The sequence below is a fragment of the Sphingomonas sp. 8AM genome (assembly GCF_902506455.1).
GTDB lineage: Bacteria > Pseudomonadota > Alphaproteobacteria > Sphingomonadales > Sphingomonadaceae > Sphingomonas.
Genome location: NZ_LR733844.1, coordinates 3,335,865 through 3,359,562 on the forward strand (window position 1 = coordinate 3,335,865; position 23,698 = coordinate 3,359,562).

The 23,698-nt window shown below is 66.6% G+C and carries 16 protein-coding genes; 6 read left to right on the forward strand and 10 right to left on the reverse strand.

The window, feature by feature from the left end:
* The first annotated feature begins 68 nt into the window (after window positions 1-68).
* Window positions 69-1,406 (forward strand): phosphoglucosamine mutase, encoded by a 1,338-nt coding sequence (glmM, locus tag BACI71_RS15720; RefSeq protein WP_159760195.1) that lies wholly within the window; start codon window positions 69-71, stop codon window positions 1,404-1,406.
* A 157-nt stretch (window positions 1,407-1,563) separates the two neighbouring features.
* On the opposite strand, the gene gpmA is transcribed toward glmM, so the two are convergent.
* Together gpmA and BACI71_RS15730 are read right to left on the reverse strand one after the other, a co-directional pair.
* On the reverse strand, window positions 1,564-2,250 hold the full coding sequence (gpmA, locus tag BACI71_RS15725) for a 2,3-diphosphoglycerate-dependent phosphoglycerate mutase (protein WP_159760197.1): 687 nt from the start codon (window positions 2,248-2,250) through the stop codon (window positions 1,564-1,566).
* A 13-nt stretch (window positions 2,251-2,263) separates the two neighbouring features.
* Window positions 2,264-2,719: a GNAT family N-acetyltransferase gene (locus tag BACI71_RS15730; RefSeq protein WP_236553014.1), complete on the reverse strand. Its 456-nt coding sequence runs from the start codon at window positions 2,717-2,719 to the stop codon at window positions 2,264-2,266.
* 72 nt (window positions 2,720-2,791) lie between these two features.
* Between BACI71_RS15730 and BACI71_RS15735 the strand changes: the two genes are divergently transcribed.
* Both BACI71_RS15735 and BACI71_RS15740 read left to right on the forward strand, forming a co-directional pair.
* Complete coding sequence (locus tag BACI71_RS15735; RefSeq protein ID WP_159760199.1) at window positions 2,792-3,547, forward strand: dienelactone hydrolase family protein; 756 nt, start codon at window positions 2,792-2,794, stop codon at window positions 3,545-3,547.
* A gap of 86 nt (window positions 3,548-3,633) precedes the next feature.
* A complete protein-coding gene (locus tag BACI71_RS15740) occupies window positions 3,634-4,161 on the forward strand; it encodes a GAF domain-containing protein (RefSeq protein ID WP_159760201.1) in 528 nt (175 codons plus the stop codon).
* A 6-nt stretch (window positions 4,162-4,167) separates the two neighbouring features.
* Here the strand turns inward: BACI71_RS15740 and BACI71_RS15745 are convergent, their stop codons facing one another.
* Window positions 4,168-4,449, reverse strand: a complete 282-nt coding sequence (locus BACI71_RS15745; protein ID WP_159760203.1) for a chorismate mutase — start codon at window positions 4,447-4,449, stop codon at window positions 4,168-4,170.
* Window positions 4,450-4,531: 82 nt separating this feature from the next.
* Between BACI71_RS15745 and BACI71_RS15750 the strand changes: the two genes are divergently transcribed.
* A complete protein-coding gene (locus BACI71_RS15750) occupies window positions 4,532-5,542 on the forward strand; it encodes a polyprenyl synthetase family protein (protein WP_159760205.1) in 1,011 nt (336 codons plus the stop codon).
* Between the two features lie 481 nt (window positions 5,543-6,023).
* Here BACI71_RS15750 and rpoC read toward each other — a convergent pair whose 3' ends face one another.
* The 4 genes from rpoC to rplJ all read right to left on the reverse strand — a co-directional run bounded on the left by rpoC (window position 6,024) and on the right by rplJ (window position 16,055).
* A complete protein-coding gene (gene rpoC, locus BACI71_RS15755; RefSeq protein ID WP_159760208.1) occupies window positions 6,024-10,322 on the reverse strand; it encodes a DNA-directed RNA polymerase subunit beta' in 4,299 nt (1,432 codons plus the stop codon).
* Window positions 10,323-10,460: 138 nt separating this feature from the next.
* Window positions 10,461-14,639, reverse strand: coding sequence for a DNA-directed RNA polymerase subunit beta (gene rpoB, locus BACI71_RS15760; RefSeq protein ID WP_159760210.1), 4,179 nt, complete (start codon window positions 14,637-14,639; stop codon window positions 10,461-10,463).
* Window positions 14,640-15,097: 458 nt separating this feature from the next.
* A complete protein-coding gene (rplL, locus tag BACI71_RS15765) occupies window positions 15,098-15,472 on the reverse strand; it encodes a 50S ribosomal protein L7/L12 (protein WP_028056843.1) in 375 nt (124 codons plus the stop codon).
* A gap of 67 nt (window positions 15,473-15,539) precedes the next feature.
* Window positions 15,540-16,055, reverse strand: coding sequence for a 50S ribosomal protein L10 (gene rplJ, locus BACI71_RS15770; protein WP_159760212.1), 516 nt, complete (start codon window positions 16,053-16,055; stop codon window positions 15,540-15,542).
* 400 nt (window positions 16,056-16,455) lie between these two features.
* Here rplJ and BACI71_RS15775 point away from each other — a divergent pair, with 400 nt between their 5' ends.
* Entirely contained in the window at window positions 16,456-18,954 is a 2,499-nt protein-coding gene (locus BACI71_RS15775; protein WP_159760214.1) for a PhoX family protein, read from the forward strand.
* Window positions 18,955-19,290: 336 nt separating this feature from the next.
* On the opposite strand, the gene BACI71_RS15780 is transcribed toward BACI71_RS15775, so the two are convergent.
* Entirely contained in the window at window positions 19,291-20,982 is a 1,692-nt protein-coding gene (locus BACI71_RS15780) for a DEAD/DEAH box helicase (protein WP_159760216.1), read from the reverse strand.
* Between the two features lie 101 nt (window positions 20,983-21,083).
* Between BACI71_RS15780 and BACI71_RS15785 the strand changes: the two genes are divergently transcribed.
* Window positions 21,084-21,944: an oxidoreductase gene (locus BACI71_RS15785; RefSeq protein ID WP_159760218.1), complete on the forward strand. Its 861-nt coding sequence runs from the start codon at window positions 21,084-21,086 to the stop codon at window positions 21,942-21,944.
* On the opposite strand, the gene BACI71_RS15790 is transcribed toward BACI71_RS15785, so the two are convergent.
* The gene (locus tag BACI71_RS15790; protein ID WP_201297493.1) at window positions 21,928-22,512 is read right to left on the reverse strand and encodes a TIGR02466 family protein; all 585 of its coding nucleotides are present in this window, start codon (window positions 22,510-22,512) and stop codon (window positions 21,928-21,930) included. The genes BACI71_RS15785 and BACI71_RS15790 overlap by 17 nt on opposite strands.
* Before the next feature lie 566 nt (window positions 22,513-23,078).
* Window positions 23,079-23,645, reverse strand: a complete 567-nt coding sequence (gene pth / locus BACI71_RS15795; protein ID WP_159760222.1) for an aminoacyl-tRNA hydrolase — start codon at window positions 23,643-23,645, stop codon at window positions 23,079-23,081.
* Window positions 23,646-23,698 lie beyond the last annotated feature (53 nt).

Here is a 23,698-nt window from a genome sequence, read left to right on the forward strand (position 1 = left end):
GCGGTATCTTCGCCTTTTGCTCGTCCGCGATTATGGGACCTGTCTGGGCCAAGCGAACGGAAGACACGATGGCAAGGAAATATTTCGGCACCGACGGCATTCGCGGCCTGACCAATGCGGGCGCGATGACCGCGGAAATGGCGATGAAGGTCGGGATGGCGGCCGGGCGGCACTTCCTGCGCGGGCAGCATCGCCACCGCGTCGTGATCGGCAAGGACACCCGCCTGTCCGGCTATATGCTGGAGAGCGCGTTGCAGGCCGGCTTCACCAGCGTCGGGATGGACGTGACGCTGGTGGGGCCGATGCCGACCCCGGCGGTGGCGATGCTGACCAAGTCGATGCGCGCCGACATGGGCGTGATGATCTCGGCCAGCCACAATCCGTTTTTCGACAATGGTATCAAGCTGTTCGGGCCCGATGGTTACAAATTGTCCGACGAGGACGAACTGGCGATCGAGGCGGCGATCGACGGTGACGTCGCGCTGGCGCCGGCGGGCGAGATCGGACGCGCCAAGCGGATCGACGATGCGCGCGGGCGCTACATCCACTTCGCCAAATCGACTTTCCCGGCCGATTTGCGGCTCGACGGGATGAAGGTGGTCGTGGATTGCGCGAACGGTGCCGCCTATCAGGTCGCGCCCGAGGCATTGTGGGAACTGGGCGCCGACGTCATCCAGATCGGCGTCAACCCCAATGGGCTCAACATCAACGACCAGATCGGGTCGACTCACCCCGAAGCCTTGTCGGCGGCGGTGCTGGCGCACGGCGCGGCGATCGGGGTTGCGCTGGACGGCGATGCCGACCGGTTGATCGTGGTCGATGAAAAGGGCCGCGTGATCGACGGGGACCAGTTGATGGCGACGATCGCCGCCGGCTGGGCGCGCGCCGGGCGGCTGGCGGGCGGCGGGCTGGTCGCAACGGTGATGTCGAACCTCGGGCTGGAGCGACACCTCAAAGCGCAGGGGCTGGGGCTGATCCGCACCGCGGTCGGCGACCGGCACGTGCTGGAGGCGATGCGCCGGCGGGGCTATAATGTCGGCGGCGAGCAGTCCGGGCACATCATCCTCAGCGATTATGCGACGACCGGCGACGGGCTGGTCGCGGCGTTGCAGGTGCTGGCGGAGATCTGCCGCGCCGGGGCGCCGGCTAGCGAGGTGCTGCGGCGCTTCGAGCCCTTGCCGCAGTTGCTCAAGAACGTGCGCTTCTCGGGCGGCAAGCCGCTGGAGACCGATGCGGTGAAGGCGGTGATCGCCGATGCCGAGGCCGAGCTGGCGGGGCGCGGGCGGTTGGTGATCCGCCCGTCCGGAACCGAGCCGGTGATCCGCGTAATGGCGGAGGGTGACGATCCGGTGCAGGTCGAGCAGGTGGTCGACCGCATCTGCGACGCGGTGCGCGCGGCGGTTTAAGGGAACGGTGGGGGCGGCTGATGGCCCGCCTCCTTGTCCATTCTCTCGTACCCCGGCGAAGGCCGGGTCCCAGTTGGGGGACGGCTGTCACAGGGCGTAGCGCGCCACCACTGCGGTCTTCCCAACTGGGCCCCGGCCTTCGCCGGGGAACAGGGGCTTACCGCTCGCTCAGATAATAACGATCGGTCGCGTTGAGCGCGTCGTCGAGTTCGTAGACGATCGGCTGGCCGGTCGGGATCTCCAGCCCGGTGATCTCTTCGTCCGAAATCCCCGACAGATGCTTGACCAGCGCACGCAGCGAATTGCCGTGCGCCGAGATCAGCACGCGCTGCCCGTCCTTGAGCGCCGGCGCGATGCGGCCTTCCCAATAGGGCAGCACGCGCGCGATCGTGTCCTTGAGGCTCTCGGTGGCGGGCACGTCGATTCCGGCATAGCGTCGGTCGGCCGAGGGATCGTAGGTGCTCCCGGCTTCGATCGGCGGCGGTGGCACGTCGAAGCTGCGGCGCCAGATGTGGACCTGCTCGTCGCCGTGCTTCGCCGCCGTCTCGGCCTTGTCGAGCCCGGTCAGCCCGCCGTAATGCCGCTCGTTGAGCCGCCAGTCCTTCTCGACCGGCAGCCACAGCCGCCCCATCGCCTCCAGCGCGAGGTTGAGCGTCTTGATCGCGCGGGTCTGGAGCGAGGTGAAGGTCTGGTCGAAGTCCAGCCCCCTGGCCGCCATCAACTCGCCAGCGGCGCGCGCCTCGGCCGCGCCTTTTGCCGTGACGTCGACGTCCCACCAGCCGGTGAAGCGGTTTTCGAGATTCCAGGCGGACTGGCCGTGGCGGATGAGGACGAGCGTTGGCAATCGGGTTCTCCCGTTAGAGGATCAGGGTCAGGAACTGGTTGTGCGGGCTCGGTCGGTAGTCGGCGAAAGCGTCGCAGGGAACGAAGCCGGCGCTGCGATACAGCGCAACCGCTGGTTGATGCAGCTCGGCGGTGCCGGTTTCGAGGCTCAGCCGCGCGTAGCCACGTTCGCGTGCGATGGCGATTACATGCGCCAGCAGCGCGCGACCGACGCCGGTGCGGCGTGCCTGCGGAGCGGCCCGCATCGACTTCACCTCGCCGTGGCGCGGGTCGAGCTGCTTCAGCGCGACGAACCCGGCCAGCGTCTCCTCCCGCCACGCGGTCCAGAAGGTCACCTCCGGCATCGAGAGGCCGGCGGCGTCCAGCGCGAAGGCGAACTCCGCCATCTGGCCGCGCAGCTCGGCCAGATGGTGCGTCAGCAGCGCGGCGACATGCGAAGCGGTCGGGTCGTCCTTCCTGATCTGCATCATGAGCCCCGCTGCTTGTCCGGCGAATGGCTCCGATCTAGCGAAAGGCGCGACCGACACAACAGGAGAGCGCCGATGACGATCCGCCGCCGCACCATCATCCATGACGGACCGGGTGGTCCGTTCGAGGGCGTGTTCGTGTGGGACGACGCCGTCACTACGCCGCGGCCGGGCGTGCTGGTGATCCCGAACGTGCTCGGGCAGAAAGAGAGCGACAATCTGAAGGCCGAGGCGCTGGCCGCGCTCGGCTATGCCGCCTTCGCCTGCGACCTGTTCGGGCAGGGCAAGCGGACGCAGCGCGGCGAGGGCGCGAGCCGCTATATGGACGAACTGAACGCCGACCGTGCGCTGCTGCGCGCGCGACTGCGCGCGTCGCTGGGCGCGCTGACGGCGCACGACGAGGTCGACGAGGCATTGTGCGCCGCGATCGGCTTCTGCTTCGGGGGCAAATGCGTGCTCGACATGGCGCGTGCCGGGCTGCCGATCCGTGGCGGGGTCAGCTTCCATGGCGTTTACGATCGCCCCGATTGGGACAGCGTCGATCCGATCACCGTGCCGCTGCTGATCTGTCATGGGTGGGACGACCCGCTCGGGCCCCCAGATGCGGTCGTCGCGCTCGGCGAGGAACTCACCGCGGCGCAGGCGGACTGGCAGGTCCATGCCTATGGCGGGGCAGGGCACGCCTTCACGGACGCAGCGATGCCGGCGGGTCACGCCGGCTTTGGCTATGATGCGCGCGCCGACCGCCGCAGTTGGCGCGCGATGAGTCAATTTTTACAAGATGTCTTTGAAAACAACGAGATCGTTGCCGAAGTCACCACAGCCTTGTAGCGACGTCGCGCCAGTCGAGCGGCGCAGCACAAGCAGCACCCGCGATTGTAAAAAAACAAACAACGCTTCGGGACGCGTCGCAGGTTATGGGGATCACCGTTTATGCACCGGCGCCGACGCCTGATGACGAGGGCGCGCGCGAGCGGGCGGTGATGGCGTCCGGTGCGCTCGACGCGCGCGACGATCCGGCGTTGCTGGAACTGGTCGAGCAGGCGCGGCAGCGATTCGGCACCGGCATGGCGGCGGTGTCGATCCTTTCGCGCGACTGGCAATATCTGATCGCTGCCGCGGGCGTCACGTCGCGGACCTATAGCCGGCGCATGTCATTGTGCGGCCACGCGATCATTACTCCGCGCGCGGTCTTCTGCGTCGACGATGCGCGTGCCGACCCACGCTTTGCCGACAATCCGGTGCTGATCGACGGCGGACAGGTGCGCTTCTACGCCGGTGCGCCGTTGATCGATGCCGGGCACATGCCGATCGGCACCTTCTGCGTCTTCGACCGGATGCCGCGTGGCGATTTCAGCGCCCACGAGCAGACGCATCTCCGGCAGTTCGCCGAGGCGGCGATCACGCGGCTGGCGGTCCGCCGGGCGGCACCTCCAACCGCCTGACCCCGGTCAGCCCGCCGCGGCGGCGCGGTGGTGGCGGATCACCTCGTCGATGATGAAGCGCAGGAACTTCTCGGAAAATTCCGGGTCCAGCTCGGCGTCCTCGCTCAACTGGCGCAAGCGCGCGATCTGCGCCTCCTCACGGCCGGGATCGGCCGCGGGCAGGCCGGTCTGCGCCTTGTATGCACCGACCGACTGGGTGATCTTGAATCGCTCGGCGAGCAGGCAGACCAAAGCGGCGTCGATGTTGTCGATGCTCTTGCGATAGCCCTTCAGAACGTCGTCGGTCATCACGGCTTCCCCGTCAAAGCGATAATGGTCATGCAGCCCGCGCTTGCGTTGCGCGCGTGCCTCCCCCTAAGGGCAGGAACAGATGAGCGCTACCTTGCACCGACTTCCCGGGCACACGCCCTCGCTCGATCCGATGATCGGGCTGGTCGCCGCCGACATGGATCACGTCAATGCCGTGATTGTCGAGCGCATGCGATCCGAAATCCCGTTGATCCCCGAATTGGCCGGGCATCTGATCGCGGGCGGGGGAAAAAGGATGCGTCCGATGCTGACGCTCGCGGGCGCGCAGCTCGTCGGCTATGACGGCGATCGCCATCACCTGCTCGCCGCCGCGGTGGAGTTCATCCATACCGCGACGCTGTTGCATGACGATGTCGTCGACGGATCGGACCTGCGTCGTGGAAAGCGCACCGCCAACATCATCTGGGGCAATCCCGCCAGCGTGCTGGTTGGTGATTTCCTGTTTTCGCGTTCGTTCGAGCTGATGGTGGCGGGCGGGAACATGCGCGCGCTGGAGATCCTCTCGAACGCCTCGGCGGTGATCGCGGAGGGCGAGGTCAATCAGCTGACCGCGGCGCGGCGCGTCGATCTGCCCGAGGAACGCTATCTCGACATCATCCACGCCAAGACCGCTGCACTGTTCGCGGCCGCGTGCCGGATCGCGGCGGTCGTCGCGGGTCGGCCGGAAACGGAGGAGCAGGCGCTCGACTCCTACGGTCGCAATCTGGGGATCGCCTTCCAGCTGGTCGACGATGCGATCGACTATACCAGCGACGCCGGGACGATGGGCAAGGATGCCGGCGACGACTTCCGCGAAGGCAAGATGACGTTGCCGGTGATCCTCGCCTATGCGCGCGGCGCTGACGAGGAACGGCAGTTCTGGCGCGACGCCGTCGAGGGACGCCGTGCGAGCGATGCCGATTTCGCACATGCGATCGATCTGGTCCGCCGCACCCGCGCGGTCGACGATACGCTGGCGCGGGCGCGGCACTATGGACAGCGTGCGATCGAGTCGCTGGCGATCTTCCCCGACAGCGCAATCAAGGACGCGATGGTCGAGGCGGTCGAATTTGCGGTGGCGCGCGCATATTGACGGACGGCGAGGGGCGGTCAGGACGAGCGTAGCGGCGTCCGCCTGTCCGTCCCGAGCCGCTGCCGAAGCGCTTCGCTGAATAATCACTGACGACAGGGTGTCGCGACCGGAAGTGCAAAGCCGGAAGGCGGCGTCCGGCACGGCGTAGCGCCAGCGATCCCTTGTCACCCCCACCCGACCGGCGCAGATCCGGATCGCCGATCTCGGCCGATACGGTCGCGATGAAGCGCTTTGCCGCGCCTCCTTCGATGAAGTGCCGTTCGGGAGCCCGACGCCCGCCGCATCTCCGCCGCGCGGGCCGCGGCAGCAAGGCTGATCCTGTGGCCGAAGGAAAGCGACACGCCACAGCCGTGCCGTTTGGGCGATCTCATTCTCCGATGCCGGTGACATCCCGGATGAACGGCGGGTCGCGCAAAAATCCGCCGCCCGGGGCTCCCCGGACGGCGGCTCTTTCACGTCAGGCTAACGCCCGAAGCAAGGATCACTCCTTGTTCAGATACTCGCCGGCATCGGCGTCGGTGCCGGTGCCCGAGGGGACGACCTCCGCCAGCGGATCGCTGCCGGTGCCGACGTCCTCGCGCGGGGTGCGCTTCACTTCCGCGGCGCGGGTCTGCGCGGCGGTGCCGGCCGACCCGGCCGCAACCATCGCCTCCTGCAACTTGCGCTGCTGGACCCGCAGCGCCGCGTCGCGCGACGAGGCCGCCACGCGCAGGCGGTTCATGCCCGCACCGGTGCCCGCCGGGATCAGGCGACCGACGATGACGTTCTCCTTCAGGCCCATCAGCGTATCCTGCTTGCCCTGGACCGCTGCCTCGGTGAGGACGCGGGTGGTCTCCTGGAACGACGCCGCCGAGATGAAGCTGCGGGTCTGCAGCGACGCCTTGGTGATGCCGAGCAGGACCGGCTTGCCCGCCGCGCGCGCCTGACCGTCCTCCAGCTTCTCGTTGATCGCGTCCATCTCCTCGCGATCGACCTGCTCGCCCACCAGCAAGGTGGTCTCGCCGGACTCGATGATCTCGACCTTCTGCAGCATCTGACGAACGATCGTTTCGATGTGCTTGTCGTTGATCTTCACGCCCTGCAGTCGATAGACTTCCTGGATTTCGCTGACGAGATATTCGGCCAGCGGCTCGATCCCCATCGTCTCCAGAATGTCGTGCGGGTTCGGCGAACCGCCGATCAGGTTGTCGCCACGCTTGACGTAGTCGCCTTCCTGAACGTCGATCACCTTCGACTTCGGCACCAGATACTCGACGATATCGCCGCCATCCTCGGGCTGGATGCCGATCTTGCGCTTCGCCTTATAGTCCTTGCCGAACACCACCCGGCCGGAAACCTTGGCGATGATCGCCGCTTCCTTGGGGATGCGCGCCTCGAACAGTTCGGCGACGCGCGGCAGACCGCCGGTGATGTCGCGGGTCTTGGCGCTCTCGCGCGCGACACGCGCCAGCACGTCGCCGGCATGGACGGTACCATTGTCCTCCACCGACAGCACCGCACCCGGCGCCAGCAGGTAACGCGCGGCCTCGCCCGAACCCTCGTCGAGCAGGGTCATGCGCGGACGCAGATCCTCCTTCGACTTGGTGGTCGCGCGATATTCGATCACCACGCGCTGCGCGATACCGGTAGCTTCGTCGACCTGCTCGGTGAGCGTCTTGCCCTCGATCAGATCCTGGAACTTCACGGTACCGCCGGTCTCGGTGATCACCGGCATGGTGAACGGATCCCACTCCGCCATCCGGTCACCCTTGCTGACGATGTGGCCATCGTCGAACATGACGTACGCGCCGTACGGGATCTTGTGCACCGCCAGTTCGCGACCTTCCATGTCGACGATCGCGATTTCGCCCGAACGGCTGAGTACCACGCGACGGCCGCGCTGGTCCTCGATCAGGCGCAGGTCGCGGAACTCGACCGTGCCGTCGACCGGCGCTTCGAGGTTCGACTGCTCGTTGAGCTGCGCCGCACCGCCGATGTGGAAGGTCCGCATCGTCAGCTGCGTGCCCGGCTCACCGATCGACTGCGCCGCGATCACGCCGACCGCCTCGCCGATGTTGACCGGCGTACCGCGGGCGAGGTCACGCCCGTAGCACTTGCCGCACACGCCGACCTTGCTTTCGCAGACCAGCGGCGAGCGGATCTTCATCGCCGGTACGCCCAGCGCCTCGATCTGCGCGACCATCGGCTCGTCGAGCAACGTGCCGACGGGGATGACGACCTTGCCGGTCTTGGCATCCACGACGTCCTCGGCCGTGGTACGGCCCAGGATACGCTCGCCGAGCGACGCGATCGTCGAACCGCCCTGCACGATCGCCTTCATCTCCAGCGCGCGCTCGGTACCGCAATCCAGCTCGACGATCGTGCAGTCCTGCGACACGTCGACGAGGCGGCGGGTGAGGTACCCCGAGTTGGCGGTCTTCAACGCCGTATCCGCGAGGCCCTTACGCGCGCCGTGGGTCGAGTTGAAGTATTCAAGGACGGTCAGACCTTCCTTGAAGTTCGAGATGATCGGCGTTTCGATGATCTCGCCCGACGGCTTGGCCATCAGCCCGCGCATACCCGCCAGCTGCTTGATCTGCGCGGGGCTGCCACGCGCACCCGAGTGGGCCATCATGTAGATCGAGTTGATGTCGCGCTCGCGGCCGGCCAGCGGGCCGTCCTCGTAATGGCGCACCGCCTTGATCTCGTTCATCATCGAGTTCGCGACCTGATCGCCGCAACGGCTCCAGGCGTCGATGACCTTGTTGTACTTCTCCTGCTGCGTGATCAGGCCGTCCTGATACTGCTGCTCAAAGTCCTTCACGAGGTCGCGGGTCTCGTCGACCAGCTTGTCCTTGTCCGGCGCGATCAGCATGTCGTCCTTGCCGAACGAGATGCCGGCGCGGAACGCGTGACGGAAGCCCAGCGACATGATCGCGTCCGCGAACAGCACCGTCTCCTTCTGGCCGGTGTGACGATAGACCTCGTCGATGACCTCGCCGACGTCCTTCTTGGTCAGGACCCGGTTGACGACGTCGAACGGCACCTTGTGGCTCTTGGGCAGGCACTCACCCAGCAACATGCGACCCGGGGTGGTCTCATAGCGCTTCAGATACTGGTTGCCCTGCTCGTCGGTCTGCGGAACGCGGCTGACGATCTTGGTATGGAGCGTCACGGCGCCCGCGAACAGCGCCTGGTGCACCTCGGCCATGTCGCCGAGCAACATGCCTTCGCCCGGCTCCTTCTGCTTTTCCAGCGACAGATAATAGAGACCCAGCACCATGTCCTGCGACGGCACGATGATCGGCTTGCCGTTCGCGGGGCTCAGGATGTTGTTGGTCGACATCATCAGGACGCGCGCTTCCAGCTGCGCCTCAAGCGACAAGGGCACGTGCACGGCCATCTGGTCGCCATCGAAGTCGGCGTTGAAGGCCGAGCAGACCAGCGGGTGAAGCTGGATCGCCTTGCCCTCGATCAGCACCGGCTCGAACGCCTGGATGCCGAGGCGGTGGAGCGTCGGGGCGCGGTTCAGCAGCACCGGATGCTCGCGGATCACCTCGTCGAGGATGTCCCAGACTTCCTTGCGCTCCTTCTCGACCCACTTCTTCGCCTGCTTCAGCGTCATGCTAAGGCCCTTGGCGTCGAGGCGCGCGTAGATGAACGGCTTGAACAGCTCGAGCGCCATCTTCTTGGGCAGGCCGCATTGGTGCAGCTTCAGCTCCGGACCGGTCACGATTACCGAACGGCCCGAATAGTCGACGCGCTTGCCGAGAAGGTTCTGGCGGAAGCGGCCCTGCTTGCCCTTCAGCATGTCGGACAGCGACTTCAGCGGACGCTTGTTGGCGCCGGTGATCGTCCGGCCGCGACGGCCGTTGTCGAACAAGGCGTCGACCGCTTCCTGCAACATGCGCTTCTCGTTGCGGACGATGATGTCCGGCGCACGCAGCTCCATGAGGCGTTTGAGGCGGTTGTTGCGGTTGATGACGCGGCGGTACAGGTCGTTGAGATCCGACGTCGCGAAGCGGCCACCGTCCAGCGGCACCAGGGGGCGCAGCTCGGGCGGGATGACCGGCACGACCTCGAGGATCATCCACTCCGGACGGTTGCCCGATTCCAGGAAGCTCTCGACGACCTTCAGTCGCTTGATGATCTTCTTGGGCTTCAGCTCGGACTTGGTCGTCGCCAGCTCTTCGAGCAGCGCGACCTTCTCGCCTTCCAGATCGAGGCTTTCAAGCATGATGCGGACTGCTTCGGCGCCGATCCCGGCGGAGAAGGCGTCCTCACCATATTCGTCCTGCGCCTCGAGCAGTTCATCCTCGGTGAGCAGCTGGAACTTCTCGAGCGGGGTCAGGCCCGGCTCGATGACGATATACGCCTCGAAGTACAGCACGCGCTCGAGCTGCTTCAGCTGCATGTCGAGCAGGAGGCCGATGCGGCTCGGCAGCGACTTCAGGAACCAGATGTGCGCGACCGGCGCGGCCAGCTCGATATGGCCCATCCGCTCGCGGCGGACCTTCGACACCGTGACTTCGACACCGCACTTCTCGCAGACGATGCCCTTGTACTTCATGCGCTTGTACTTGCCGCACAGGCACTCATAGTCCTTGATCGGACCGAAGATGCGCGCGCAGAACAGGCCGTCACGTTCGGGCTTGAACGTGCGATAGTTGATGGTCTCGGGCTTCTTGATCTCGCCGAACGACCACGAGCGGATCTTGTCCGGCGACGCGATCCCGATCTGGATCTGGTCGAAGGTTTCCGGCTTCGCGAGCGGATTGGCGAAATTGGTCAGTTCGTTCATCTTGATGAACCTCTTTCAATTCGTAGCCCGCTCCCCGTCGGGGAGAGGGTTGGGTGAGGGGCCGCCACGGGCGCTGGTCTCGGTGAGACTTCGCCCCCCACCCCGACCCTCTCCCCGGTGGGGAGAGGGAGAAGTGGCTTACTCGGCCGCGATGGCGATGCCGTCGTCGTCCTTGGCCTCTTCCATCGACTTCAGGTCGACGTTGAGTCCCAGCGAGCGCATTTCCTTGACGAGCACGTTGAAGCTCTCCGGGATGCCGGCCTCGAACGTGTCGTCACCCTTGACGATCGCCTCGTAGACCTTGGTGCGGCCGACCACGTCGTCGGACTTCACCGTCAGCATTTCCTGGAGCGTGTACGCCGCGCCATACGCCTGGAGCGCCCAGACTTCCATTTCGCCGAAGCGCTGGCCACCGAACTGCGCCTTACCACCCAGCGGCTGCTGGGTGACGAGCGAGTACGGCCCGATCGACCGGGCGTGGATCTTGTCGTCCACAAGGTGGTGCAGCTTGAGCATGTAGATGATGCCCACCGTCACCTTGCGGTCGAACTTGTCGCCGGTACGCCCGTCGAACAGGTCCGACTGACCCGAGGTGTCGAGCCCGGCCAGCTCGAGCATGTCGGAGACGTCCTTCTCGACCGCGCCGTCGAACACCGGGGTGCCCATCGGGACGCCGGGCGTCAGGTTCTGCGCCAGCTCGATGATCTCGCCCGCGTCACGCGAGTCGATGTCGTCGAGGTAGTGCTCGCCATACACGATGCGCAGCCGGTCCTTGACCGCGTCGGGCATCTCGCCCGCCTTGGCGTCCGGATTGGCGTCGCGCCAGTCTTCCAGCGCATGCTTGATCTGCTGACCAAGGCCACGTGCCGCCCAGCCGAGGTGCGTCTCGAAGATCTGCCCGACGTTCATGCGCGACGGCACGCCCAGCGGGTTGAGCACGAGATCGACCGGCGTACCGTCGGCGAGGAACGGCATGTCCTCCGCCGGCAGGATGCGGCTGATAACGCCCTTGTTGCCGTGACGGCCGGCCATCTTGTCGCCCGGCTGCAGCTTGCGCTTCACCGCGACGAACACCTTGACCATCTTCAGCACGCCCGGCGGCAGCTCGTCACCGCGCTCCAGCTTCTCGCGGCGATCCTCGAACTTGTCGCGGATGCGCTTGGCCGCCTCGTCATACTGGCCCTTCACGGCCTCGAGGTTCGACTGGACCGCATCGTCGGCCACCGCGAACTTCCACCATTCGTGGCGCTCGACGCTGTCCAGCACGTCCATGTCGATGGTCACGCCCTTCTTGACGCCCTTCGGCGCCGCGGTCGCGACCTGATCCAGCAGCATTTCGCGCAGCCGGCTCCACGTCGCGCGGTTGAGGATCGAGCGCTCGTCGTCCGAGTCCTTCTTCAGGCGCTCGATCTCCTCGCGCTCGATCGCCATCGCGCGCTCGTCCTTGTCGATGCCGTGGCGATTGAAGACGCGTACGTCGACGATCGTCCCGGCAACGCCCGGCGGCAGGCGCAGCGACGTGTCGCGCACGTCCGACGCCTTTTCACCGAAGATCGCGCGGAGCAATTTCTCTTCCGGCGTCATCGGGCTTTCGCCCTTCGGCGTGATCTTCCCGACCAGGATGTCACCCGGTTCCACTTCGGCGCCGACATAGACGATGCCCGCCTCGTCGAGGTTGCGCAGCGCTTCCTCGCCGACGTTCGGGATGTCGCGGGTGATGTCCTCCGGCCCGAGCTTCGTGTCGCGGGCCATCACCTCGAACTCGTCGATGTGGATCGACGTGAACACGTCGTCCTTCACGATCCGCTCGCTGATGAGGATCGAGTCCTCGTAGTTGTAGCCGTTCCAGGGCATGAACGCGACGAGCGCATTCCGGCCCAGCGCCAGCTCGCCGAACTCGGTCGACGGACCGTCGGCGATCACGTCGCCGGCGTTGACCACGTCGCCCACCTTCACCAGCGGACGCTGGTTGATGCAGGTCGACTGGTTCGATCGCTGGAACTTCATCAGCGTGTAGATGTCGACGCCCGACTTGGCCGAGTCGACCTCACCGGTCGCACGCACCACGATACGCGCCGCGTCGACCTGGTCGACGATGCCCGCACGCTTGGCCGAGATCGCCGCGCCCGAATCGCGCGCCACGGTCTCTTCCATGCCGGTGCCGACGAACGGCGCCTCGGCGCGCACCAGAGGCACGGCCTGACGCTGCATGTTCGAGCCCATCAGCGCGCGGTTCGCGTCGTCGTTCTCGAGGAACGGGATCAGCGACGCCGCGACCGACACGAGCTGCTTCGGCGACACGTCCATCAGCGTCACCGTTTCCGGCAGCGCCATCAGGAACTCGCCCGCCTGCCGTGCGGAGACCAGCTCCTCGGCGAACGAACCGTCCTCGTTCAGCTCCGCCGACGCCTGAGCGACGGTGTGCTTCTGCTCTTCCATCGCCGACAGATAGACGACCTCGTTGGTCACCTTGCCGTCCACGATCTTGCGGTACGGCGTCTCGATGAAGCCATACTTGTTGACGCGCGCGAAGGTCGACAGCGAGTTGATCAGACCGATGTTCGGGCCTTCCGGCGTCTCGATCGGGCAGATGCGGCCATAGTGCGTCGGGTGAACGTCGCGAACCTCGAAGCCTGCACGCTCACGCGTCAGACCGCCCGGCCCGAGCGCCGAGACGCGACGCTTGTGCGTCACTTCGGACAGCGGGTTGGTCTGGTCCATGAACTGCGACAGCTGCGACGAACCGAAGAACTCGCGCACCGCGGCGACCGCAGGCTTGGCGTTGATCAGGTCGTTCGGCATCACCGTCGAGACGTCGACCGACGACATACGCTCCTTCACGGCGCGCTCCATGCGGAGCAGGCCGACGCGATACTGGTTCTCCAGCAGCTCGCCCACCGAACGCACGCGGCGGTTGCCGAGATTGTCGATGTCGTCGATCTCGCCCTTGCCGTCCTTCAGGTCGACCAGCGTCTTCACGACCGCGAGGATGTCCTCGGTGCGCAGCGTCGTCACCGTGTCCTCGGCGTCGAGGTCGAGGCGCATGTTCAGCTTGACGCGGCCCACCGCCGACAGGTCGTAGCGGTCCGGATCGAAGAACAGCCCTGCGAACAGCGACTCCGCCGTTTCCAGCGTCGGCGGCTCGCCGGGGCGCATCACGCGGTAGATGTCCGACAGCGCCTGCTCGCGCTCCTCGGCCTTGTCGGCCTTGAGCGTGTTGCGGATCCACGGACCGGTCGCGACATGGTCGATGTCGAGCAGCTCGATGCGGTCGATGCCCGCCTTGTCGAGCTTCTCGAGATTGTCCGGGCCGATCTCGTCACCGGCCTCGACGTAGATCTCGCCGGTCGACGCGTTGATGAGGTCATAGGCGCTGTAGCGGCCGTAGATCTCCTCGGTCGGGATCAGCAGCGTCTCAAGACCGTCCTTGCCCGCCTTGTTGGCGGCGCGCGGCGTGATCTTGGTGCCGGCGGCGAAGATCACCTCGCCCGACTTGGCGTCGACGATGTCGAAGGTCGGCTTCACGCCGCGCCAGCTCTCGGCCTGGAACGGGATCTGCCAGCCGCCGTCGCCGCGCACGAAGGTGAGGCGGTTGTAGAAGTGGTTGAGGATCTCCTCGCCGTTCATCCCCAGCGCATACAGCAGCGCGGTGACCGGCAGCTTGCGCTTACGGTCGATACGAACGTTGACGATGTCCTTGGCGTCGAACTCGAAATCGAGCCACGAGCCGCGGTACGGGATCACGCGCGCCGCGAACAGATACTTGCCCGACGCATGGGTCTTGCCGCGATCGTGATCGAACAGCACACCCGGCGAGCGGTGCATCTGCGACACGATGACGCGCTCGGTACCGTTGATGAAGAAGGTGCCGTTCTCGGTCATGAGCGGCATGTCGCCCATGTAGACGTCCTGCTCCTTGATATCGAGCACCGAGCGGGTTTCCGTATCGGGATCCACCTCGAACACGATCAGGCGCAACGTAACGCGCATCGGCGCCGCATAGGTGATGCCGCGCTGACGGCATTCCTCGACGTCGAACTTAGGCGGCTCCAGCTCGTAGTTGACGAAGTCCAGCTCGGCGGTGCCGGCGAAGTCACGGATCGGGAACACGCTGCGCAGCGTCTTCTCGAGCCCGGAGACATAATTGATCGACGGGTCGGAACGCAGGAACTGCTCATAGCTCTCGCGCTGGACCTCGATCAGGTTCGGCATCTGCACCACTTCGTGGATGTTGCCGAACACCTTGCGGATGCGACGCTTGCGCGTCCCCGCCTTGTCGGTCCGCGCGGAGCCCGCGTCGATCGGATTGGTCGCCATAAAAGCTTGTGCCTCGTCAGCCGTCAAAATGCAGGCGCAGGGTCGAACGGACAAAAGCCGATCGCACATCATGCGTCGGCTTCCAGCGTCCTGAACCGCGGCTTCCCAATCCGATCGACACACTGCGCAAGGCGTGCCGTTTCCCGGAAGCTGTGGTGATGATGCGGATATAGGAGCGGGGAGGGGGTGTGTCAAACGGGGCGCCATCCTCTTCCGTTATCCCGGACTTGATCCGGAATCCCGCTTCTTGTCCTGCGCGGGGCGCAAAGGAGCGCGGCTCCGGATCAAGTCCGGGGCGACGAGAACGCGCATGAAAAAGGGGCGGCACCCGCGTGGGTGTCGCCCCTTTTCTGCTGGCGGCCACGTCATGGGGATGAATCCCATGACGTCGAACGAGCGGGCTTGGGCCGCTCGTCGGCCGGCCTCGTGTGAGGGGGGCAAGCCCCTCACACTTCGGCTTACTTCAGCTCGACGGTCGCGCCGGCTTCTTCCAGCTGCTTCTTGACCTTCTCGGCCTCGTCCTTGTTCACGCCTTCCTTGACCGGCTTCGGCGCGCCTTCGACGAGCGCCTTGGCTTCGGTCAGGCCCAGGCCGGTGATCGCGCGGACTTCCTTGATGACGTTGATCTTCTTGCCACCGTCGCCGGTCAGGATCACGTCGAACTCGGTCTTCTCTTCAGCGGCCGGAGCAGCAGCGCCGCCGCCAGCAGCCGGAGCCGCAACCGCCGCAGCGGCCGAAACGCCCCACTTCTCTTCGAGCAGCTTCGACAGCTCGGCTGCTTCCAGGACGGTCAGTTCGCTCAGGCTCTCAACGAGCGCGTTCAGGTCTGCCATGATTGTACTTCCTAATTAAACGGGGACAGGGCCCCAATTCCAAACATCAACCGGATGCGGCCTGAAATCAGGCTGCCTCCTTCTCCGAATAAGCTGCCAGCACGCGCGCGATCTGCGCGGCCGGGGCCTGGGTGATGGTCGCCAGCTTCGTGGCAGGTGCCACGATGAGGCCGACGATCTTCGCACGCAGCTCGTCCAGCGACGGCAGCGTGGCCAGTGCCTGCACGCCCGCCACGTCGAGCGGGGTCGCGCCCATCGCACCGCCGACGATCTCGAACTTGTCGGTCGTCTTGGCGAACTCGGCGGCAACCTTCGCGGCCGCGACCGGATCGGTCGAGGTCGCCAGGCCGACCGGACCGGTCAGCATGTCGCTGATCGAGCCGTAATCGGTGCCGTCCAGTGCGATTCTGGCAAGCTTGTTCTTCGAGACCTTGTAGGTCGCGCCGGCGTCCCGCATCCGGTTGCGCAAGTCGGTCGACTGCGCCACCGACATCCCCAGGTTGCGGGTGACGACCACCACGGCAACCTCGGAGAAGGTACGGTTGAGCTCGGCGACGGCCGCGGTCTTCTGACTACGATCCATGCCATTCTCCACATTGGGAAAGGACGTGCCGAAACACGCGCCCTTCCGGGTACGGACCGCCAGTCGCGCGGATGCGCGAGCGGCGGCATAGTCCAGCGATGGGGAAAATGACCGGCGACCGGCCACACGATGATCGTGGCAGCGCGGGAAGCGTCGATCCTGTCCCCGTCTCGGCGGGGAATTAAGGCCCGAGGGGCCACCCGCTGTCTCGGACGGTGTGCCATGTCCGCGAACGGACAGGCGACACGGCGGGCTATAGCGGATTGCGCCGGCCGGTCAAGGGCGAAGCGGGTGTCACGAAGCTGTCGCCGAACTGTCGTTGCGCCGTCGCCGAACTTTCACGCCCCTGCCTTCCAAGGCCGCGATAGCCGCGGCGGAAATGATGTTCGGGGAAGCTTTTATGACCGGCCTGCGCCACGACGACTTCGTCTTGTTCACCGACGGTGACGTCGACACCAATCCGTCCACCACCACCACGCTCGGCGCGCTGGTCGAGCAGCGCTATTCGCGCCGCCGGATGATGGGCGGCATGAGCGCGATGACCACCGCCGCATTCGGCGCGTCGCTGCTCAGCGGCTGCGGCTCGGACGATGACGACACGAGCGACGCGATCACCGTGTCGGACGGCACCACCGTCCAGACGCAGGGCGGGCGCGTCGTGACGCTGACCGCGACCGCCAGCGGCAATGCCACCAGCACCGGCTGGTCGCAGGCGAGCGGACCCGCCGTCGCGCTGAGCACCAGTGGCACCTCGGTCAGCTTCGTCGCGCCAAACGTCACCACCGCGACCAACATCGTGCTGCAATTCACGGCCAGCAACGGCAGCACGATCAGCAAGGCGAATTCGACCGTCGTCATCAGCCCGGCGACGCTCGATTTCACCGCGGTCGTCAAGAACAGGAACGACATCGTCACCGTGCCGACCGGCTATACCGCGTCGATCCTCTATCGCTGCGGCGATCCGCTCGCGGCGGGGGTGGCGGCTTACGCCAATGACGGTACCGACGGCAATTTCGCGCAGCGTGCGGGCGACAATCACGACGGGATGAGCTTCTTCGGGCTCGCCGCCAGCGGTGCAAATCCCGACGCCAGCAACAGCACGCGCGGGCTGCTGGTCCTCAACCACGAATATATCAATCCGGGCTATATGCATGTTGCCGGGCAGACGATCGTCAACCGCACGCGCACCGTCGAGGCGGAGGTCGTCAAGGAGATCGAGGCGCATGGCGTGTCGGTCGTCGAGGTGACGCGCGCCGGCAACACCGGCGCCTGGAGCTACGTACAGGCCGGCGCGCTCAACCGCCGCGTCACGCCGAATACCCCGATCGCGTTCAGCGGGCCGGTGAAGGGCGACGCGATGCTACGCACCGTGTATGCCAAGGACGGCACCACCGGCCGCGGCACGATCAACAATTGCGCGAACGGCGCGCTGCCGTGGGGCGATTACGCGACCTGCGAGGAGAATTGGGCGGGCTATTTCCGACGCGACGCCGGTGACGCGGCAGTCCGCACCGCGGCCGGCACCCCGAAGCAGAACGTGTCGCTCGCACGCTACGGGATCAGCGAGGGCGCGGCGGGCAACCATCTGTGGTCGACCGTCGCCGCGGCCGATGCTGCCAGCACCATCTATCGCCGCTGGAACGCCACCGCGGCGGCGACGCTGGCGGCGGACGGCACCGCCGACTTCCGTAACGAGCCCTACACCTTCGGCTGGGTGGTCGAGATCGACCCGTACAATCCGGCCTCGACCCCGCGCAAGCGCACCGCGCTCGGCCGCATGGCGCACGAGGGGGTGATGCCCGGCCGCGTGATCGCGGGGGTCAAACCGGCCTTCTACATGGGTGACGACGGCCGCAACGAATATATCTACAAGTTCGTCTCCGCGACCGCCTGGTCGGCGGCGGATGCGACCCCGTCCGATCGCCTCGCGACCGGTGACAAATATCTCGACAGCGGCACGCTCTATGTCGCGAAGTTCAATGCCGATGGCACCGGCCAGTGGCTGCCTTTGCTGTTCGGGCAGAACGGGCTCGACGCGAACAATGCCGCCTATCCGTTCGCCAGCCAGGCCGACGTGCTGGCCAACGCGCGACTCGCCGGCGACGCGCTGGGCGCGACGCCGATGGATCGCCCGGAATGGACCGCGGTGAACCCGGTCGACGGCGAGATGTACTGCACGCTGACCAACAATTCGAATCGTCGCGGCGTCGCGAGCAGCAGCACGCGCGCGATCGACCCGGTCAATCCGCGTGCCTATGTCGACACGCGCATCGATGGCGGCAGCAACTCGGGCAATGCCAATGGCCATGTCGTGCGGCTGCGCGAGGCCAGCGACTCGACCGAGTCGCTTACCTTCAGCTGGGACGTCTATGCGTTCGGCGCGCGGTCGGGCGCGGATGCGGCCAACGTCAACCTGTCGGGGCTGGACGCGACCAACGACTTCTCGTCGCCGGACGGTTTGTGGTTCGGGCTGCCGACCAACGCCGCCGGACAGGCGGCGCCGCTGCTGTTCGTCCAGACCGACGACGGTGCCTATACCGATGTCACCAATTGCATGATGCTGATCGGCATGCCCGGCAGGGTCGGTGACGGCACGACCACGAGCGTGACCAGCTCGTTCGGCGGCACCGCCACCACCACCGCGCGCGTCGGCGCGGCGCCCGGCGCGAAGCTGAAGCGCTTCCTCGTGGGCCCGAAGGAATGCGAGGTCACCGGCATCACATCGACCGCCGATGGCCGCTCGATCTTCATCAACATCCAGCATCCGGGCGAGGACGGCAATTACGCCAACATCACCTCGAATTGGCCGCAGAGCCAGGCGACCGGCACCGGCACCGGCCGCCCGCGCGCGGCGACGGTGGTGATTACCAAGAACGATGGCGGCGTGGTCGGGCTCTAGGGCCCGTCGCCTTCCGCCATCCCGGACTTGATAGAGGATTCCGCTTCTTCTCCCGGCGGTCGCCAGAAGAAGCGGGGCTCCCGAACAAGTCCGGGGCGACGGACGAAAGCGGTAGTCGGATCGCATGGCGACGACGATCGTGGAAATTCCGAACGTCGACTTGACCTCCCCGGTCCGGCCCGTGGCAAGGCAGGGCGGGCCGGGATGCTACGACAAGGCAGACGCTGTGACGAGATAATGGCGACCGTGGCTCCATGCCGCGGTCGCCATTTGCTCAAGTCCCTGGCTTTCTTCGTCATTGTGAGCGCAGCGAAGCAATGACGATGTCGGGCCGAACTACCGCCGCGGGCGCAGCCCCCCGCGCGGCGCCGCACCGCCGCCGCCGTGGCGACGCTGCGGCGGGCCGCCGGCGTTGCGGATCGGTACCGCGCCGCTCGGCATCGGCTCGATCCGCACGCCGCTCTCGTCCTCGCCGTCCGCGTTGGCGGACGCCTTGACCGCCGCCGCGAAGCGTGCCGCCAGCGCGCTCGGCACCTGGAATTGCGTCTCGGTCGCGCCGATGCGGATCGCGCCGATCTCGGCCTTGGTGACATGCCCGCGGCGGCAGAGCAGCGGCAACACCCAGCGCGGGTCGGCGTTCTGCCGGCGACCGACGTTCATGTGGAACCACACCACGTCGTCGAAGCCGTCGCGAAGACCCTTCTGCTGGTTTGCGCTCATTTCGATGCGATCGCCGAGTTCCTCGGGCGCGGGCAGCGCGGCGCGTTGTGCCGCGACCAGCGCCGCGGCGATCTCCTCGGGCGTGCGCTGCGCGAGCAATTCGGTCGCCAGCGCCTTGTCGTCCTCATCGACCTCGACCGGCGCGAGCAGCCGTTCCAGCAACCGCTCGCGATCCTTGGCGCGGATCGCCTCGGCGCTCGGCACATCGCCCCATTCGGCGGCGATGCGTGCGCCACGCAGCATCATCTCGACGCGGCGGCGACGCGGATAGGGGACGATCAGCACCGCAGTGCCCTTCTTGCCGGCGCGTCCGGTGCGGCCCGAACGGTGCTGCAACACCTCGGCATCGCGCGGCATCTCGACATGGACGACAAGGCTGAGCGTCGGCAGATCGATCCCGCGCGCCGCGACATCGGTCGCGACGCAGACCCGCGCGCGACGGTCACGCAGCGCCTGCAACGCATGGTTGCGCTCGTTCTGCGAATGCTCGCCCGACAGCGCCACCGCCGCGAAGCCGCGCTCGACCAGCCCGGCGTGCAGGTGGCGGACGTTGTCGCGAGTCGCGCAGAACAGGATCGCGGTCTCCGCCTCGTAGAAGCGCAGCAGGTTGATGACCGCATGTTCGATCTCGGACGGCGAAACGGTCACCGCGCGATAGGTGATGTCGCCGTGCCCGCGCTGTTCGCTGACCGTCGAGATGCGCAGCGCGTCGCGCTGATAGGCCTTGGCAAGCGCGACGATCGGGCGCGGCAGCGTCGCGGAGAACAGCAACGTGCGGCGCTCGGTCGGCGTCTGGTCGAGCAGCGCCTGCAGATCGTCGCGGAAGCCCATGTCGAGCATCTCGTCGGCCTCGTCGAGGACAGCGGCGCGTATTTGCGACAGGTTCAGCGCGCCACGCTCGGCGTGGTCGCGCAGTCGGCCCGGCGTGCCGACGACGATATGCGCGCCCTGGTTGAGCGTGCGGCGCTCGCGGCTGGCGTCCATGCCGCCGACGCAGGTCGCGATCCGCGCCCCCGCGTAGAGCCACATCAGCTCCTTGGCGACCTGCAACGCCAGCTCGCGCGTCGGCGCGATCACGAGCGCGAGCGGGGGACCGGCAACGGGCAGGTTGCCGTCCTCGCCCAGCAATTGCTCGGCCATCGCAAGGCCGAAGGCGACGGTCTTGCCGGAGCCGGTCTGCGCAGAGACGAGCAGGTCGCGGCCATGCGCGACCTCGGCGGTCACCTCGGCCTGAACGGGGGTGAGCGCGGTGTAACCACGCGTGGCGAGCGCGCTGGCGAGCGCGGGGGGGAGGTTCGGGAAGTCCATGAAGGTTCCCACATGGACCTTTTAGCCGACAATTGCCAGTGGGAACGCAGCGCGACAGCACCGCGTTGGGGCAGCACTCCTGCCAATCATGGAATTTCCACATGACGCTCGCTGCCGATCCGGTCTGGTTCATCACCGGTTGCTCGACCGGTTTCGGTCGTGAACTTGCCAAGCTGGTGCTCGCGAGAGGCTGGCGCGTGGTGGCGACCGCGCGCGACGCCGCGCGCGTTTCTGACCTCGCGGACGGGCAGGACGAGCGACTGCTCGCACTGGCGCTCGACGTCACCGACGCGAACGCGATCGCGGGTGCTGTCAGCGCTGCCGAGGAACGCTTCGGTCGCGTCGACGTGCTCGTGAACAACGCCGGCTATGGCTATCAATCGAGCATAGAAGAGGGCGAGGAGAGCGAGATTCGCGCGCAATTCGACGCCAACGTCTTCGGCCTGTTCGCGATGACGCGCGCAGTGCTGCCGGGAATGCGCGAGCGGCGGCGGGGCGCGATCGTCAACATTACCTCAGTGGCCGGGCTCGTCGGCTTCCCGTCGTCGGGTTATTACGCGGCGTCCAAACATGCGGTGGAGGGCTTCTCCGACGCACTCGCCGCCGAGGTCGCGCCGCTTGGCATTGCGGTGACCTGCGTCGAGCCGGGACCCTTCCGCACCGACTGGGCAGGCCGCTCGCTGCGGCAGACCGAGAGCCACATCGCCGATTATGCCGACACCGCCGCCGCGCGGATGGCGAGCACCAAGGGCTATTCGGGCAACCAGCCCGGCGACCCGGTGCGCGCGGGTGAGGCGATGATCGCGGCGGTCACCCGCGAGGCGCCGCCGCGGCATCTGGTGCTCGGCAAATGGGGCTATGACGCGGTGACCGAGCGGTTGCGCGCGCGCATCGCAGAAATCGAGGGGCTCCGCGACGAAGCGCTCGGCGCCGACTTCCCCGACGCTACCAGCGGTAGTTGAAGCTGACGCTGATCCGCTCGGCCCTGGCGGTGCTGGTCATAACCTCGTGCCGCAGCCAGCTTTCCCACAGGAACAGCGCGCCGTCGCGTGGCTCGGCATAGACGAACGTGCCGTCGCGCGGCGGCGCGGCCATCAACATCGGCAGCCGCGGGTCCTCCAGCTTGAGCGCTCCCGACCCCTCGGGCACCGCGACATAGAAGGTGCCCGACACGACGCTGTGCGGGTGGAGATGCCCGGAATGCGTGCCGCCGGGCTTCATGACGTTCACCCACAGGCTGTCGAGCTTGAGCTTGCGCCCGCCGAGATCGAAGCCCGCCTCCTTCGCGAACGCGGCGACATGGCGGTCGAGCAACTTCTTGAGGTCGGCGAACACCGGGTCGCGCATCGGCAGATCGTTGAGCGAGGCGTAGCTGGTATAGCCGCGATAGCCATGCGCCTTCGACCATCGCTTCCCCGCGCCATCCTCCTCCGCCAGCGCGCGGCACGACGCGTCGAGGTCGGCGAGCAGATCGGCATCGCCCGGATCGGCTTCGTAGAACAGGGTCGGGAACAGCTCGCGGGTCGGCATCGTCATCATCCGTCGGCCCTGCGAAGGCAGGGGCCCATGTCTTTCCGCCCTGAAAGCTGCGCGACGTGGTGGCAAGGGTGAAGACGCCCCGCATAGCGTCAGCGCCGCTGCGTGAGCCGCGTCGCCCGCCATCTCATCCGTCGCTCCTGCGAAGGCAGGAGCCTATGTCTGTCCGCCCCGAAGGCTGCGAGGCATGAAGGAAAGAGGTTTCATCGCGCAGAGGCGCAGAGGCGCAGAGCTGTGTCGCGAGGCGGCGCAGTCAGCTTCGATCGAGACCCGCACCGTACGAGCCGATGGTGACGGGCCAGCCCGGACCAGCAGGCGACACCCCTCTGCGCCTCCGCGTCTCTGCGCGAATCAACTTACTGTTCCGGTCGAGGCGTGAAGAAGGTTTGTTCACGCGGAGGCGCGGAGGCGCGGAGAATGTCGTTTGCGGCAACGGTTTCGAGCCGTCCTTGCCGGCTCATGCCTTGCCGACGTTAACGAGGGTCTCCCGCTCGCCACGGGTGCGTCAGCCTCCGCATCTCCGCGCCTCCGCGTGACCCCGCTTTCTAGGCCGAACCCTATCACCCCAGCCGCAGCGCCACGTCGTTCATGAACCGCACGTCGTCGCCCTGTGCCAGCCACTCCGCCTCCGCTGCCAGCGCGCCGAGTACGTCGCTCAGCGCGTCAATCTCGCTCTTGGCGTAATTGCCGAGCACATGACCGGTGACGCGATCCTTGTGCCCGGGATGCCCGATCCCGATCCGCACCCGGCGGAAATCGGGCCCGAGATGCTGGTCGATCGAGCGCAAGCCGTTATGCCCCGCGGTGCCGCCGCCCTGCTTCACCTTGACCTTCATCGGCGCAAGGTCGAGCTCGTCATGGAAGACGGTCAGCGCGTCGGTGCCGAGCTTGTAGAAGCGCAGCGCCTCGCCAACCGAGCGGCCGCTGTCGTTCATGAAGGTCGCGGGCTTCAGCAGCAGCACCTTCGTCGTGCCGACGCGGCCTTCCTGCAACCAGCCCTGAAACTTCTTGGCCGGTGCGGCGAAGCCGTGAACCGCGGCGATCGCATCGATCGCCATGAAGCCGACATTGTGGCGGTGCATCGCATATTGCGCGCCCGGATTGCCGAGCCCCACCCACAATTGCATCGCTGATCCTTCTCTCCAAAAGCAAAGGGCAGGGGAGCGTCGCCGCTGCCCTG